The sequence below is a fragment of the Pseudomonas sp. NMI760_13 genome, from assembly GCF_021283245.1.
Classification (GTDB): domain Bacteria; phylum Pseudomonadota; class Gammaproteobacteria; order Pseudomonadales; family Pseudomonadaceae; genus Aquipseudomonas; species Aquipseudomonas peradeniyensis.
Genome location: NZ_JAJSRC010000034.1, coordinates 50,394 through 63,116 on the forward strand (window position 1 = coordinate 50,394; position 12,723 = coordinate 63,116).

The following is a 12,723-nucleotide window of genomic DNA, read 5'->3' on the forward strand; positions in this document are numbered from 1 at the left end:
GTAAGCCCATGGAGGCTCTCGACGCATTGCTCAACCGTGTTTCCGTGCCACGCCTGACCGAACCGGCGCCCAATGCCGCCCAGCGCGAGGCGCTGTTCCAGGCCGCGCTGCGTGCGCCGGACCATGGCCAGCTGCGTCCCTGGCGCTTCCTGACCATCGAGGGACAGGGCCGCGAGAAGCTCGGCGAACTGTTCGCCGAGGCGGTGCAGGCCAAGGGCGATGCCACCCCGGCCGCGCTGGACAAGGCCCGGGCGATGCCGCTGCGGGCACCGTTGCTGATTGTGGTGGTGGCCCGGTTGCAGGAGCATTTCAAGGTGCCGAAGATCGAACAGCGCCTGGCCGCCGGCTGCGCCGCCCACGGCATCCTCGTTTCCGCCCACGCCCAGGGTATCGGCGCGGTGTGGCGCACCGGTGACATGGCGTATGACGTCCATGTGCACGAGGGCTTGGGTCTTGAGGCGAATGAAGAGGTGATCGGCTACCTGTATGTCGGCACGCCGATGGGCGAGCCGCGCACGGCGCCGGTCCTGGAGACGGCCAAGTACGTCAGCGCCTGGGGAGAGTGATGTGAGGCGGGGCCGCTCTGCGGCCCATCGCGGCACAAGGCCGCTCCTACAGGCGATCGCGGATTCTTGTAGGAGCGGCCTTGTGCCGCGAAAGGGCTGCGCAGCAGCCCCGCGGTCTGTCAGACTGCACTGATATTGCAGGGAATCTCCAGCGTCGCAATAAACCCACCCTGCGGATGATTGCCCAACACCAGGCTGCCGCCATGGCGCTCTGCCGCCTTGCGCGCAATCGCCAGCCCCAGTCCATGCCCAGGTGCGTCCTGCCCCGGCGCCCGGAAGAACGGCTCGCCCAGTTGCGCCAGGTGCTCTGCCGCCACCCCCGGCCCATGATCGCGCACGCTCAGCACGATGCGATCCTGCTCCCGACGGGCATGCACCTCGATCGGCTGCCCGGCCGGATTGAAACGCAGGGCATTGCGCAACAAATTGTCCACCGCCCGTTCGATCAAGGTCGGCCAGCCGTGCAAGGTCAGGCCTGCCTGCGCTTCCAGTCGCACTTCCTGTTCCGGCGCTGACAGTTGGGCGTCCTTGCGCACGCCGCCCAGCAAGGCATTGAGGTCCACGGGTTCGGCATGGGCCTGGTCGGCATCGACCCGGGCCAGCACCAGGATCTCGCTGATCAGGTCTTCCAGGCGATCGCACTCGCGGGTCAGGCGCGGCCACAGGGCCTGGCGCTGCTCCGGCTCGGCGCGCTCGGCCAGGGCCAGGGCGATGCGCAGCCGCGCCAGCGGCGAGCGCAGTTCGTGGGACACGTCACGTAGCAACTGGCGCTGGCTGCCGATCAGACTCTGCAAGCGCGCCCCCATCTTGTTGAAGTCGTTGGCCAGCACGCCGAACTCGTCGCGGCGCACTGCCAGCCGCGCCAGGCTGTTCTGCTGGTAGCTGGTCTGCCCCAGGTCGTGCACCGCGCCGCGCAGGCGGCTGAGCGGGCGGGTGATCGACAGGGTCACCAGCAGGCTGAACAGGGTCAGTACCACCAGGGCGATCCCCAGGGCGCTGAGCGGCCAGATCAGGCTCTCGCGGTGCCAGGCGGCCAGTTCGGGGTGGGGGATGCGGTAGATCAGCAGGTAGGTCTCGCCGCTGCTGGGGCTGGTGTATTCCTCGGTCAGGCGGCGCCAGGGCAGGCGCCGCTCGTCGTTGTGCTGGCGCGCCTCGAAGGCGGCGGCGCGGCGCGGAAAGGTGCCGGGCACCACGGCGTCGCCGCTGTCATCGAGCACCTGCACGTCGATCTTGTAGCGCTGCTTGCGTCGCTCCAGGAAGCGCTGCGACGACTCCAGGCCGTCCTGTTCATAGTGCTGGGCCCAGTGACTGGCCAGGTTGTTCAGGCCCGGATGGCGGCTGAGGATCCAGGTGTCCTGGTTGAGCATGTGCCCGAGCAGGATCGACAGCCCGGCGACCAGGGCGATGGCCAGCCAGAAGCTGGCCAGGATGCGCCAGAACAGTGAACGCAAGAGGAGCACCTCCGAGAAAGGGCGAAAGCCCGGTCCGCGGGGGCGCGGACCGGGCATCGGGCTGACAGCTTACTGGGCCTTGCCGGCTTTTTCAGCCTTCCAGGCCTGGAACTCCTTCCATTCGGCCTTGCGCGCGGCGCGTTCCTTCTGCAGGTCGTCGAACTTCTTCTGCTGCTCGGGCTTGAGCAGGGCGCGGATCTGGCCGTCGGTCTTGTCGTGGCTGGCCTTGAGTTCGTCCTTCATGGCTTTCTGCTCGGCGGCCGGCAGCTTGGCCATGTAGCGCTCGGTGATGTCGCGGCGCTGCTGCATCTGCTCGCCCATCAGCTTGCCGATCTGCTGGCGCTGGTCGCGGCTCAGGTCCAGCTGGGCGAAAGGCGCGTCACCGCGATGATGCGGGCCGTCGTGGCGCGGACCGCCGTCAGGCATGGCCATGGCCACGGTCGGCAGGGCGGCGGCGAACATCAGGGCGATCAGGGTCTTGCGCATGGTGTCTCTCCTTTCAGGGGCCGGTGGTTACCGGATGAGCCCAGTCTAGGGAGATCAAGGTCAAGGGCGGTCAGGCGAGGGTAAAGGGAGGGTAAAGTTGGCGGTAGCCGTCGTGCGGATCCTGTGGGAGCAACTGTCTTGCTGAGATCTTTCAACTGGCGTGATCTCTGTAGGAGCGGCCTTGTGCCGCGAAAGGGCTGCGCAGCAGCCCCGGGATTTCAGCGGTTTTGCAAAGATCGCCGGGGCCGCTTTGCGGCCCTTTCGCGGCACAAGGCCGCTCCTACAGGGTTCTAGTCGCTGTCAGAGGCTGTAGTAGTAGCCGCGGCTGCGCAGCGCGACGATGCGCGGGCGGCCGTCCGGGTGCGGGCCGATCTTCTTGCGCAGGTTGCTGACGTGCATGTCCAGGCTGCGGTCATAGAGCGTGAGCTTGCGACCCAGGCCGATCTGCGCCAGTTCCTGCTTGTCCAGCGGCTCGCCGGGCTGGCGCAGCAGCGCCTCGAGGATGCGGCTCTCGGACAGCGTGAGGGTCATCTCGCGCTCGTCGATGCTGACCACGCCGCGCACCGGACTGAAGGTCAGGTCGCCGATCTCGACCTGGCTGCTGGGCGCGCTGGGGTGGCTGCGGCGCAGCACGGCGCGCAGGCGGGCGGTAAGTTCGCGGGGGTCGCAGGGCTTGGCCAGGTAGTCGTCGGCGCCCAGCTCAAGGCCGAGTATGCGGTCCAGCGGCTCGCCACGGGCCGAGAGCATCAGCACCGGCAGGTCGGTGTGCTCGCTGCGCAACTGTTTGAGCAGTTCCAGGCCGCTGCCGTCGGGCAGCATGACATCCAGCACCACCGCCGCCGGGGCGTGGCTGGCCAAGGCCTGGCGCGCACTCTGGCCATCGTGGCAGGCGCGCACCGCAAACCCTTCCTGGGTCAGCCAGCTGCCGAGCAGCTCGCACAGTTCCTGGTCATCATCAATCAGTAACAGCTCGCTCATGTCTCACTCAATTCAACCATTGCCGGCGTCTTCTGTGTCCGCCGCTGGCTAAGATACCGCAGACTGCCGACAACAGTGCAACGACCGAGCCGATCAGGAACCACTGCTGCTGGTCGGTGAGCAGGCGCTGGGGGGCGCTGCTGGCGGCCTGCAGTTCCTTGACCGTCAGTTTCAGGCGCTGGTTGTCCTGGCGCAGGCGCGAGAGCTGGGCGCTTTCGCGTTCGCTGTCCTGGTTCTGCAGTTGCAGGGTCAGCGCGTCGCGCTGTTTCTCGCTCTCTTCCAGGCGCTGCTGCAGCTCGGTGATCCGCGCCCCGGCTTCCAGCGACAGCGGCTGCTCGGCCGCGGCGAAAGGGGACAGCAGTAACAGGCAAAGCAGCAGGGACATCGGACCTTGACGCATTGGAACTCCTGATTCGTATCGATTCAGGAGGTTGTCGGCCAGTTGTCGGAATTTATGAATAGTGCCGCGTGGGGTGTAGCTAGGAGCGGCTTTGTGGGAGCGGCGCACCGCCGCTCCCACAAAGCCGCTCCCTCAACAGCCTGTTACGGCAGGACTTGCTTGAACGGCTTGACCACGACCTTGTCGTAGACGCCTGCGGCGATATACGGGTCGGCGTCGGCCCAGGCTTGGGCGGCGGCCAGCGAATCGAACTCGGCGACGATCAGGCTGCCGCTGAAACCGGCGGCGCCCGGGTCGTTGCTGTCGATGGCCGGGTGCGGGCCGGCGAGGACCACGCGGCCCTCGGCCTTGAGCTGCTGCAGGCGCTCGATATGGGCGGGGCGGGCGGCCAGGCGTTTTTCCAGGGAGTTTTCGACGTCGCTGGCGATGATGGCGTAGAGCATGTCAGTCCTTGGGTTTGGAGGTGGAAGGGTCGGCATCGTGCAGGTGGCGCGACAGGTAGACACCCTGGGCCACCAGGAACAGCACGGTCATGCCCAGGCTGCCGAACACCTTGAAGTCGACCCAGATGTCCTGGAAGGTGAAGGCGACGAACAGGTTGGCGGCGCCGCACACCAGGAAGAAGCCGATCCACGCCAGGTTCAGGCGGGTCCAGACGGCTTCCGGAAGGGTCAGGGCGTGGCCCATGATGCGCTTGATCAGCACCCGATCACCGATGAAGTGGCTGCCGGCGAAGGCCAGTGCGAACAGCCAGTTGACCACCGGTGCTTTCCACTTGAGGAAGGTCTCGCTGTGGAAGGCCAGGGTCAGGCCGCCGAACACCAGGCAGGCGACCAGGGTCAGCAACTGGCCCTTTTCCAGCTTGCCGTGGCGCAGGAACAGCGCGCCGTAGACCACCACGGAGCTGGCGATCAGCATGGCGGTGGCGCTGTAGATCCCGCCGAACTCGAAGCCGTGGCCGGCGAATTCGACCGGGCGCGGGTCCAGTTTGTAGACGATGAAGAACAGCAGCAGCGGGATGAAATCGATGAATTGTTTCACAGTGGCAGCCAGAAGCGGGATGTGACGGCATAATAACAAACATCGATTCCTGCGAAAGCGCTCCTCCATGAATGTTGATCTGCACTGTCACAGCACGGCCTCCGACGGCGCCCTGTCGCCCACGGCACTGGTCGCCCGGGCCCACGAGCACGGGGTGCGGACGCTGTCGCTCACCGACCACGACACCCTCGAAGGCCTGCCCGAGGCCCGCCAGGCCTGCCTGGACAACGGCATGCAGTGGGTCAGCGGGGTAGAGTTGTCGTGCACCTGGGGCGGCGCCACCATCCATGTGCTGGGTTACGATTTCCCGCTCGATGCCCCGCCCTTGCTCGAAGCCATCGGCAATCTGCATCGCGGCCGCTGGCTGCGCGCCGAGGAAATCGACCGCAAGCTGGCGGCCAAGGGCATGCCCGGCGCGCTGGACGGCGCGCGGGCCGTGCAGCAGGAACTGGGCGACAGCGGCAACGCCCCGGCGCGCCCGCACTTCGCCGAATTCCTGGTGCGCGCAGGCTTCGTCAAGGACCGTGGCGAGGCCTTTCGCAAGTGGCTGGGCGCCGGCAAGTTGGGGGACGTCAAGCTGCACTGGCCGACGCTGGAGGAAACCGTCGCCACGTTGCGCCAGTCCAATGCCTGGGTGAGCCTGGCCCATCCCATGCACTACGAACTGACCCGCAGCAAGCGCAGACGGCTGATTGCCGACTATATTCAGGCAGGGGGGCAGGCGCTGGAAGTGGTCAATGGGATGATGCCGCCCGAGCAGGTGGGGACAATGTCGATCCTCACCCGTGAGTTCGGCTTGCTGGCAAGCGCCGGCAGTGACTTCCACGGCCCCGGCACCTGGGGCGAGATCGGTGCCTACCGGCCATTGCCCGAGGACCTGCCACCTCTGTGGCGTCGATTCCGACATGAACAGTCTATGGCGGTATGAACAGGACGACTACGTGAGCCAATTTTTCCAGATTCATGCGGAAAACCCGCAGGCGCGCCTGATCAAACAGGCCGTGGAGATCATCCGCAAGGGTGGGGTGGTGGTCTACCCGACCGACTCGGCCTATGCGATGGGCTGCCAGATCGGCGACAAGGGCGCCATCGAGCGGGTGCGCCGCCTGCGTCAGCTGGACAAGAACCACAACTTCACCCTGTTGTGCTGCGACCTGTCCGAGATGGGCACCTTCGCCAAGATCGACACGGCGACGTTCCGCCTGCTCAAGGCGCACATTCCGGGGCCCTACACCTTCATCCTCAACGCCACCCGTGAAGTGCCGCGCCTGTTGTTGCACGACAAGCGCCGCACCATCGGCCTGCGCGTGCCGTCCAACCCCATTGTCCTGGCGCTGCTCGAGGAGCTTGGCGAGCCGCTGATGAGCGTCAGCCTCATCCTGCCGGGCGACGACGAGCCGATGACCGACCCTTACGAGATCCGCCAGCGCCTGGAGCATCATGTCGACCTGATCATCGACGGCGGCTTCGGTGACCTGAAGGCTTCGACCGTCATCGACCTGTCCGGTGACGAGCCGGAGCTGATTCGTGAAGGGTGCGGGGATCCGACGCCGTTCCTGGTCAACGCATGAGCCAGATGGAAACGCCCGAGGCGCCGACCGAACAGGCCGATGCCCCCCAGCAGTTGCAGCTGGCCCTGGTCTATGGGGAGGTGCTGACCGAGCTGCCGGTGGACCTGTACATCCCGCCGGACGCGCTGGAAGTGATCCTCGAGGCCTTCGAAGGCCCGCTGGACCTGCTGCTGTACCTGATCCGCAAGCAGAACATCGATATCCTCGACATCCCGGTGGCCGAGATCACTCGCCAGTACATGGGTTATGTCGAGCTGATGAAGAGCGTGCGCCTGGAACTGGCCGCCGAGTACCTGGTGATGGCCGCCATGCTCGCCGAGATCAAGTCGCGGATGCTGTTGCCGCGCTCCAGCGAGGTCGAGGAAGAGGAGGGCGACCCACGCGCCGAGCTGATCCGCCGCCTGCAGGAGTACGAACGCTTCAAGGCTGCCGCCGAAGGTATCGATGAGCTGCCGCGGGTTGGCCGCGACTTCGTCGTGCCGCGTCTCGAGGCCCCTCAGGCCAAGGTGCGCAAGCTGCTGCCGGAGGTCGCCCTGGAGGAGATCCTGCTGTCCATGGCCGAGGTCATGCGCCGCAACGACCTGTTCGAGAGCCACCAGATCACTCGCGAGACCTTGTCGACCCGCGAGCGCATGAGCGAGGTGCTCGAACGCCTCAAGGGCGGTGGCTTCGTGCCCTTCGTCGAACTGTTCACCCGCGAGGAGGGCAAGCTCGGCGTGGTGGTGACCTTCATGGCGATTCTCGAACTGGTGAAGGAATCGCTGATCGAACTCGTGCAAAATGAGCCTTTCGCCCCGATCCACGTCCGTGCCCGGGCAGAGTGACCTGACGACTACCGATGAACCTGAACGAACCCCGCGAACTGGCGTCGCTGATCGAGGCCTTCCTGCTCGCCTCGGGCAAGCCGCAATCCCTCGAGCGCCTCTATGAGCTGTTCGAGGAAGCCGAGCGCCCGGCCCCCGCCGTTTTCAAAAAGGCCCTGGAGGTGCTGGGCAAGTCCTGCAGCGGCCGTGCCTTCGAGCTCAAGGAAGTGGCCAGCGGCTATCGGCTGCAAATCCGCGAAGACTATGCACCCTGGGTCGGCCGCCTGTGGGAGGAGCGCCCGCAGCGCTATTCCCGTGCGCTGCTGGAAACCATGGCGCTGATCGCCTACCGCCAGCCCATCACCCGCGGCGAGATCGAGGACGTGCGCGGCGTGGCGGTCAACAGCAACATCATCAAGACCCTGATGGAGCGCGAGTGGATCCGCATCGTCGGCTACCGCGAGGTGCCAGGGCGTCCTGCGATGTTTGCCACCACCAAGGCGTTTCTCGATCACTTCAACCTCAAGAGCCTCGATGAACTGCCGGCGCTGGCCGAGTTGCGCGAGCTGGAGCCGGAACCGCTGCTCGACCCGGACGAGGCGCCGGTGCCCGCTCACCTGCAAGCCCTGGCCGATGCCAGCCTGGGCGAGGAGGGTGAGGAAGCGGAGCCCAAGGATGAGACCAGCTTCCGTTCGCTGCTGGTGGAGCTGGATGCGATGGAAGAAGGGCTCAAGACCGATTTCGATGATTTGCGCGATGAAGAAGAGCCTGAGGCCTCGGAGCAGGACGAGGGCAAGCTGCAGTCTTGATTTAACTACTGCCTGTGCCGGCCTCTTCGCGGGTAAACCCGCTCCCACAGGGGTATCACAAGCTGTGGGAGCGGGTTTACCCGCGAAGAGGCCGGCCCTGATCAGACAAAGGCCATTTGGCAGAAAAACACTTCCAATTCCACAAAACACTCTACTCTCCAGTGCGTTGCGCGTATGATGCGCGCCCGCTTTCACTACTACACCGGGAGGTGCCCAGATGAGTGACAAAGACCTGCAAGACCAACAACCCACCCCGCCGCCCGGCGAAAAACTGCAGAAAGTACTGGCGCGTATCGGCGTCGGCTCGCGTCGTGACGTCGAGGCCTGGATCGGCCAGGGCCGTATCAAGGTCAACGGCGTCGAGGCCACCCTGGGCCTGCGCGTCGACCTGCACGACGCCATCACCGTCGACGGTAAGCTGATCAAGCGTGTCGAGGCCGCCGAGGCGACCCGCCGCGTGATCATGTACAACAAGCCCGACGGCGAGATCTGCACCCGTGACGACCCGGAAGGCCGCCCGACCGTGTTCGACCGCCTGCCGCGCCCGAAAGAAGGGCGCTGGATCAACATCGGCCGTCTGGACATCAACACCACCGGCCTGCTGTTGTTCACCACCGACGGTGAGCTGGCCAACCGCCTGATGCACCCGTCCTATGAAATGGACCGCGAGTACGCCGTGCGTGTGCGCGGCGAGGTCGACGACGACATGGTCGACCGCCTCAAGGCCGGCGTGGTGCTCGAGGACGGTCCGGCCAAGTTCACCGATATCCAGAAGGCACCGGGTGGCGAAGGCTTCAACCACTGGTACCACTGCGTGGTGATGGAAGGCCGCAACCGTGAGGTGCGCCGCCTGTGGGAATCCCAGGGCGTGGTGGTCAGCCGCCTGAAGCGCGTGCGTTTCGGCCCGGTGTTCCTCAACTCCGACCTGCCGATGGGCCGCTGGCGCGAAATGAGCCAGGGCGAGATCGACATCCTCGCCGCCGAAGTCGGCCTGCAGCCGGTGGCGCTGCCGGAGATGAAGCTCAAGGCCAAGGACAAGCTCGAGCGCCTGCAGCGCAAGTCGACCCGCCCGCTGGGGCGTGGCGAGCGTGTGCGCACCCTGCGTCCGGCCGCCGAAGGGCAGGGCGAGCGCCCGGCGCGCGCGCCGCGTGAAGAGGCTGCACCGCGCAAGGGCAGCCGCGGCAGCGCGGTGGCCGAGCGCCCGAGCGAGATGCGCAAGCGTCCAGCCCGTCCCGAAGGCGACAAGCCAGCCGGTCGTGGTCGCGGCAAGCCGCGTGGCTGATCTGGCCCGGTAACGAAAGAGCCAGCCTTCGGGCTGGTTTTTTTGTGCCTGTTGAAAAGGAAGTCCCTCGATACGCATCCCAGTGTAGGAGCGGGCTTGCCCCGCGATGGGCCGCAAAGCGGCCCCAAGTACCTGAACAGACGGAATTTTTCCCGACCGGTGGCAAATTTTCAAACCACCTTGTAAAGAAAACTATACGATTCTGGACCTTTTCCCCGGCTTGCCTGTGCTTCCCCACTCTTCGTCACAAAATCTTTCCAAGACTTGCGCGCCAGAGCCTCCCCGGTCCCCTTCACCCCCTTCCCAAACCCCCGCCCAAACGTTGAGATAGCGCCATTGCCGTGTGCAGAGCCAGGCAGGATAGCCAGGCATCGAAAACAACAAAATGGAGGCGCCATGTACGCCGATCACTCCGCCTTTTCAGGCCTTCACCCCAGGACCGGTGCGTTTTTTCCACAGGAAACGATGCAACGCGTTGACGCCTGCGCGTTTGCAGGGGTATACAATGCGCCGCGTTTTACCTGTGACCCCCTTGCGTACCGCGCACGCTTGCTGACACCCGGTTGATCCGCACCTGGCTACCAAGGCCACGAGCGACTTCCCGTCACAAGTATCCAAGGTAACCACCTTGCCCATTCCGCTGCGCCACGAGTGCGGTGGGTCCGATTCCGTCACAGATAAAAACAAGCAGGTGACTTCGTTCATGAGTGGACATAATTCACAGTCTGGCGAACTCAAGCGTGGCTTGAAGAACCGCCATATCCAACTGATCGCCCTGGGTGGCGCGATCGGCACCGGATTGTTCCTGGGCTCGGCCGGCGTGATGAAGTCCGCCGGTCCGTCGATGATCCTCGGCTATGCGATCTGCGGTTTCATCGCCTTCATGATCATGCGCCAGCTCGGCGAGATGATCGTCGAGGAGCCGGTGGCCGGCTCCTTCAGCCACTTCGCGCACAAGTACTGGGGCGGTTTCGCCGGCTTCCTGTCGGGCTGGAACTGCTGGGTGCTGTACATCCTGGTGGGCATGTCGGAGCTGTCGGCAGTGGGCAAGTATGTCCATTACTGGTGGCCGGAGATCCCGACCTGGGTCACCGCGGCGGCATTCTTCCTGCTGATCAACGCCATCAACCTGATGAACGTGAAGTTCTTCGGTGAGGCCGAGTTCTGGTTCGCGATCATCAAGGTCGCCGCCATCGTCGGCATGATCGGCCTGGGCGCCTACCTGCTGACCAGCGGCAGTGGTGGCCCGGAAGCGTCGGTGACCAACCTGTGGGCCCATGGCGGCTTCTTCCCGCATGGCGTCAGCGGCCTGGTCATGGCCCTGGCCTTCATCATGTTCTCCTTCGGTGGCCTGGAAATGCTCGGCTTCACCGCGGCCGAGGCCGACAAGCCGAAGACCGTGATCCCCAAGGCGATCAACCAGGTCATCTACCGCATCCTGATCTTCTACGTGGGTGCCCTGGTGGTGCTGCTGTCGCTGACCCCATGGGACAGCCTGGTGGCCAGCATCGACGCGTCCGGCGGCAGCTACGGCAGCAGCCCGTTCGTCCAGGTCTTCTCGCTGCTGGGTAGCGACGTGGCCGCGCACCTGCTGAACTTCGTGGTCCTGACCGCGGCGCTGTCGGTGTACAACAGCGGTACCTACTGCAACGCCCGCATGCTCCTGGGCATGGCCGAGCAGGGCGATGCCCCGGCGGCGCTGGCCAAGGTCGACCGTCGCGGCGTGCCGGTACGTTCGATCCTGGTGTCGGCGGCCGTGACCCTGATCGCGGTGCTGCTCAACTACCTGATGCCGCAGAACGCCCTGGAGCTGCTGATGTCGCTGGTGGTGGCGACCCTGGTGATCAACTGGGCGATGATCAGCTACTCGCACCTGAAGTTCCGCCAACACCTCGACCGCACTGGCCAAAAGCCGCTGTTCAAGGCGCTGTGGTACCCGTACGGCAACTACCTGGTGCTGGCCTTCGTGGTGCTGATCCTCGGCATCATGCTGCAGATCCCGGGCATCCAGGTGTCGGTGTACGCCATGCCGGTATGGCTGGTGGTGATGTATGTGTTCTACGTGCTCAAGAGCAAGCGTGGGGCGCAGGCCAACGGCGCTGCCGGTAGCGTGGCCAAGTAAGCGTCGAGGCGCTTCGAGAAAACCCGATGCCGGGTGACTGGCATCGGGTTTTTTGTTGTCTGTACCGGCCTCTGCGCGGGTAAACCCGCTCCCACAGGGGGCACAGAACCTGTGGGAGCGGGTTTACCCGCGAATGGCCGGCTCTGGCAATCGATGACTCAGATCTGTTCCAGCAACCAGCCACGAAACGCCCGCAACGAAGGCAATGCCTCATTCCTTGGCGGGTAGATCAGGTAATAACTGCGCTGGCTGGCAAACGGCGCCCCCGGGCTGAACAGCTCGCCACTGGCCAGTTCCTCCTCCACCAGAATCCTGGGCACCAGGCCAATCCCTATCCCCGCCCGCACCGCCTGGATCAAATGTGACGTCAGCTCGAAGCTCGGCCCCAGGCGCATCGAGCGGTGGGGCAGGGCGTGGTGGGAGAACCATTCGCCCCAGGCGTGTGGATTGTTGGCGACGTTGAGCAGCACCTCTTCGCTGATCCGCGCCGGGCACCAGTCCTGGCCATCGCGAGCGCTGTCCGGCGGCAGGATCACCACCAGTTCCTCGGCGTGCAGGCGATGACAGACCAGCCCGGGCAGGTCGTGGGTGGCCACGCCGATGGCCGCGTCGATCTCGCTGGTGTCGAAGTTGATTGCCTCGATACGGGAATGAATGTGCACCAGCATGCCCGGATGAGCGCCATAGAACGCATGCAGGCGCGGCAGCAGCCATTTCGAGCCGAAGGTCGGTAGGGTCGCCAGGCGCAGGGTACCGACCCCGGACTGATAGGCCAGGGCTTGCAGGGTGGCGCTGCGGATACGCCCCAAGGCTTCGCTCAGCTCGCGCTGGTAAAGACGGCCCACGTCGGTCAGTTGCACCTGGCGCCCCTCGCGGCGGAACAGGGTGAGCCCCAGTTGCTGTTCCAGCGCCTGCACCTGGCGACTTACCGCGCTCTGGGTCAGCGACAGCTCGGCGGCGGCGCGGGTGTAGCTTTCATGTCGCGCGGCGGCCTCGAAGGCCAGTAGCAGCGACATCGAAGGGGTGAGGTGGCGGTAATTCATTCATAAAGCTCATCGATAGCGGCAGGAATATCCGTTTGCCCCTGGCGCGAAACTACAGGAACATGGGCGTATTCGTCATGCGGTATAGATCATTCATACCGTAGTCGCAGGAAATACAACATCTCGTGGGAGCGGGCTTGCCCCGCGATGGCGCCATCGCGGGGCAAGCCC

The 12,723-nt window shown here is 65.1% G+C and carries 13 protein-coding genes and 1 pseudogene; 7 read left to right on the plus strand and 7 right to left on the minus strand.

The genetic code is table 11. The features are described 5' to 3' along the window. Positions 1-8: 8 nt before the first annotated feature. On the plus strand, positions 9-566 hold the full coding sequence (locus LU671_RS25505; protein ID WP_203651505.1) for a nitroreductase family protein: 558 nt from the start codon (positions 9-11) through the stop codon (positions 564-566). 119 nt (positions 567-685) lie between these two features. Here the strand turns inward: LU671_RS25505 and LU671_RS25510 are convergent, their stop codons facing one another. From LU671_RS25510 to LU671_RS25535, 6 genes are all read right to left on the minus strand, one after another. Continuing rightward, positions 686-2,074 (minus strand): sensor histidine kinase, encoded by a 1,389-nt coding sequence (locus tag LU671_RS25510; protein ID WP_232857333.1) that lies wholly within the window; start codon positions 2,072-2,074, stop codon positions 686-688. A 12-nt stretch (positions 2,075-2,086) separates the two neighbouring features. Beyond that, positions 2,087-2,503, minus strand: a complete 417-nt coding sequence (locus LU671_RS25515) for a Spy/CpxP family protein refolding chaperone (protein WP_186732962.1) — start codon at positions 2,501-2,503, stop codon at positions 2,087-2,089. A gap of 300 nt (positions 2,504-2,803) precedes the next feature. Continuing rightward, positions 2,804-3,481 carry a response regulator transcription factor gene (locus LU671_RS25520; RefSeq protein WP_110739854.1) on the minus strand — a complete coding sequence of 226 codons (678 nt, stop codon included), beginning with the start codon at positions 3,479-3,481 and terminating at the stop codon, positions 2,804-2,806. A 7-nt stretch (positions 3,482-3,488) separates the two neighbouring features. Continuing rightward, positions 3,489-3,881: a translation initiation factor 2 gene (locus LU671_RS25525; RefSeq protein WP_203651508.1), complete on the minus strand. Its 393-nt coding sequence runs from the start codon at positions 3,879-3,881 to the stop codon at positions 3,489-3,491. 143 nt (positions 3,882-4,024) lie between these two features. Continuing rightward, positions 4,025-4,324 (minus strand): YciI family protein, encoded by a 300-nt coding sequence (locus LU671_RS25530; protein WP_186732960.1) that lies wholly within the window; start codon positions 4,322-4,324, stop codon positions 4,025-4,027. Position 4,325: 1 nt separating this feature from the next. After that, positions 4,326-4,922: a septation protein A gene (locus LU671_RS25535; RefSeq protein ID WP_232857334.1), complete on the minus strand. Its 597-nt coding sequence runs from the start codon at positions 4,920-4,922 to the stop codon at positions 4,326-4,328. Between the two features lie 67 nt (positions 4,923-4,989). On the opposite strand from LU671_RS25535, the gene LU671_RS25540 reads away from it, so the two are divergent. The 6 genes and pseudogenes from LU671_RS25540 to LU671_RS25565 all read left to right on the plus strand — a co-directional run bounded on the left by LU671_RS25540 (position 4,990) and on the right by LU671_RS25565 (position 11,509). Further along, a complete protein-coding gene (locus tag LU671_RS25540; RefSeq protein ID WP_203651510.1) occupies positions 4,990-5,850 on the plus strand; it encodes a PHP domain-containing protein in 861 nt (286 codons plus the stop codon). 13 nt (positions 5,851-5,863) lie between these two features. Beyond that, on the plus strand, positions 5,864-6,493 hold the full coding sequence (locus LU671_RS25545) for an L-threonylcarbamoyladenylate synthase (protein WP_082337815.1): 630 nt from the start codon (positions 5,864-5,866) through the stop codon (positions 6,491-6,493). A 125-nt stretch (positions 6,494-6,618) separates the two neighbouring features. After that, a complete protein-coding gene (locus LU671_RS25550) occupies positions 6,619-7,317 on the plus strand; it encodes a segregation and condensation protein A (RefSeq protein ID WP_232857343.1) in 699 nt (232 codons plus the stop codon). A 14-nt stretch (positions 7,318-7,331) separates the two neighbouring features. Beyond that, a pseudogene (scpB, locus tag LU671_RS25555) lies at positions 7,332-8,087 on the plus strand (SMC-Scp complex subunit ScpB); the annotation flags it as partial. Between the two features lie 235 nt (positions 8,088-8,322). After that, positions 8,323-9,387 carry a 23S rRNA pseudouridine(2605) synthase RluB gene (gene rluB / locus LU671_RS25560; protein WP_232857336.1) on the plus strand — a complete coding sequence of 355 codons (1,065 nt, stop codon included), beginning with the start codon at positions 8,323-8,325 and terminating at the stop codon, positions 9,385-9,387. A 703-nt stretch (positions 9,388-10,090) separates the two neighbouring features. After that, positions 10,091-11,509, plus strand: a complete 1,419-nt coding sequence (locus LU671_RS25565; protein WP_232857337.1) for an amino acid permease — start codon at positions 10,091-10,093, stop codon at positions 11,507-11,509. A gap of 158 nt (positions 11,510-11,667) precedes the next feature. Here the strand turns inward: LU671_RS25565 and LU671_RS25570 are convergent, their stop codons facing one another. Next, on the minus strand, positions 11,668-12,552 hold the full coding sequence (locus tag LU671_RS25570) for a LysR substrate-binding domain-containing protein (protein WP_232857338.1): 885 nt from the start codon (positions 12,550-12,552) through the stop codon (positions 11,668-11,670). Positions 12,553-12,723 lie beyond the last annotated feature (171 nt).

Bases quoted from the DNA above. Each gene is read 5' to 3' on its own strand.
- LU671_RS25570 (WP_232857338.1), bottom strand. From the start codon at position 12,552: ATGAATTACCGCCACCTCACCCCTTCGATGTCGCTGCTACTGGCCTTC.
- rluB (WP_232857336.1), top strand. From the start codon at position 8,323: ATGAGTGACAAAGACCTGCAAGACCAACAACCCACCCCGCCGCCCGGC.
- LU671_RS25525 (WP_203651508.1), bottom strand. From the start codon at position 3,881: ATGCGTCAAGGTCCGATGTCCCTGCTGCTTTGCCTGTTACTGCTGTCC.
- LU671_RS25520 (WP_110739854.1), bottom strand. From the start codon at position 3,481: ATGAGCGAGCTGTTACTGATTGATGATGACCAGGAACTGTGCGAGCTG.
- LU671_RS25510 (WP_232857333.1), bottom strand. From the start codon at position 2,074: ATGCCCGGTCCGCGCCCCCGCGGACCGGGCTTTCGCCCTTTCTCGGAG.
- LU671_RS25530 (WP_186732960.1), bottom strand. From the start codon at position 4,324: ATGCTCTACGCCATCATCGCCAGCGACGTCGAAAACTCCCTGGAAAAA.
- LU671_RS25515 (WP_186732962.1), bottom strand. From the start codon at position 2,503: ATGCGCAAGACCCTGATCGCCCTGATGTTCGCCGCCGCCCTGCCGACC.
- LU671_RS25565 (WP_232857337.1), top strand. From the start codon at position 10,091: ATGAGTGGACATAATTCACAGTCTGGCGAACTCAAGCGTGGCTTGAAG.
- LU671_RS25540 (WP_203651510.1), top strand. From the start codon at position 4,990: ATGAATGTTGATCTGCACTGTCACAGCACGGCCTCCGACGGCGCCCTG.
- LU671_RS25505 (WP_203651505.1), top strand. From the start codon at position 9: ATGGAGGCTCTCGACGCATTGCTCAACCGTGTTTCCGTGCCACGCCTG.